General features: G+C 52.3%; 1 protein-coding gene. It reads right to left on the bottom strand.

Annotation, left to right across the window (positions count from 1 at the left end):
• Positions 1-71: 71 nt before the first annotated feature.
• Positions 72-1,295: a tryptophan synthase subunit beta gene (gene trpB, locus K2I50_RS10855; protein ID WP_301026367.1), complete on the bottom strand. Its 1,224-nt coding sequence runs from the start codon at positions 1,293-1,295 to the stop codon at positions 72-74.
• Positions 1,296-1,428: the final 133 nt, after the last annotated feature.

The following is a 1,428-nucleotide window of genomic DNA, read 5'->3' as shown; positions in this document are numbered from 1 at the left end:
CCTTCGTCACATGTCGAAAATCGTCTCAAGCTATACGACCCTGGCGGCAACATTTATTATTAAACAAGCTCTTAGATATTCGCGCTACTCACGGAATCTGACCGGAAATCGGCAAGATATGTGTCTATGTCCTTGTCGCCGCGTCCGGAAAGATTTACCACAATTGTCTGTCCCGGCTCGAAGCGTATACGTTCAAGCACGGCAAGCGCATGTGCCGACTCCAAGGCCGGGATGATGCCTTCGGTACGGGTAAGCACCATGGCGGCATCAAGAGCTTCGCGGTCGGTTATGGCCACCACCTCCTCGCGACCGCAATCGGCAAGGTGAGCATGTAGCGGCCCGACACCGGGATAGTCCAGTCCGGCCGATATTGAGTATGGCTCAACAATCTGCCCGTCGGGGGTCTGCATCACCATAGTGCGCGCGCCATGAATTATACCCTCCGTGCCGACACTTATAGTAGCGGCAGTCATATTGGTGTCTACGCCCATGCCGGCTGCTTCGGCCGCGATAAGACGCACATCAGTATTATCTATAAAATGATAGAATGCTCCGGCGGCATTGCTCCCACCTCCCACACATGCAATCACTGCGTCGGGACAGTCGCGTCCGGTATGCTCCAGCAACTGGGCTTTCATCTCCCTGCTGATTACCGACTGAAAGTAGGCTACCATACGCGGATATGGGTCGGGCCCAACGGTAGAACCTATCACATAGAAACTTTCGGGATGACAGCACCAGTAGCGTATCGCCTCGTTGGTAGCATCCTTAAGGGTCTTGTTGCCCGACTCTACGGCTACGACACGAGCACCAAGCATCTGCATGCGCTGCACATTGGGTTTCTGACGCATGACATCGGTAGCCCCCATGAAGATTGTGCAGTCCATCCCCATAAGCGCACACACCGTGGCTGTAGCCACACCATGCTGTCCGGCACCGGTCTCGGCGATAATATGCTTTTTGCCCATGCGGCGTGCAAGGAGTGCTAATCCGATAGCATTGTTGATTTTGTGTGCTCCGGTATGATTGAGGTCCTCGCGCTTCAGATAAATCTCAGCTCCGTAACGCTCGCTAAGGCGAGCGGCCCGATAAAGCGGCGACGGACGTCCGACATAGTCGGAAAGAAGAATCTCAAGTTCGCGGTTGAAATCACAATCGTCGGCATAGTGTGCAAAAGCCTCCGACAGCTGTTTCACATTACGATGCAGAATCTCAGGGATATAAGCTCCCCCGAAACGTCCGTAGTAGCCTTTTTCATCTACGATATAAGCAGGCTCATGTGCGATAGTTTCCATATATCTATGTATTGTCGTTTGTTTCTTAATTTAGAGCTTGTTTAATAATAAATGTCACCGTCAGGGCGGTCATTCGTCGAGCAGATTTTCGCTTGTGATGAGGGAGTTATGGGGTTCCATAACGACCGAAGAG

Origin of the sequence: Muribaculum sp., from assembly GCF_029051885.1 — a bacterium.
Classification (GTDB): domain Bacteria; phylum Bacteroidota; class Bacteroidia; order Bacteroidales; family Muribaculaceae; genus Muribaculum.
Note: the sequence above shows the minus strand (reverse complement) of the source record. Positions and strands in the feature narration are given on the sequence as shown.

Coding starts and splice junctions, on each gene's coding strand:
- trpB (WP_301026367.1), bottom strand. CDS start 1,295: ATGGAAACTATCGCACATGAGCCTGCTTATATCGTAGATGAAAAAGGC.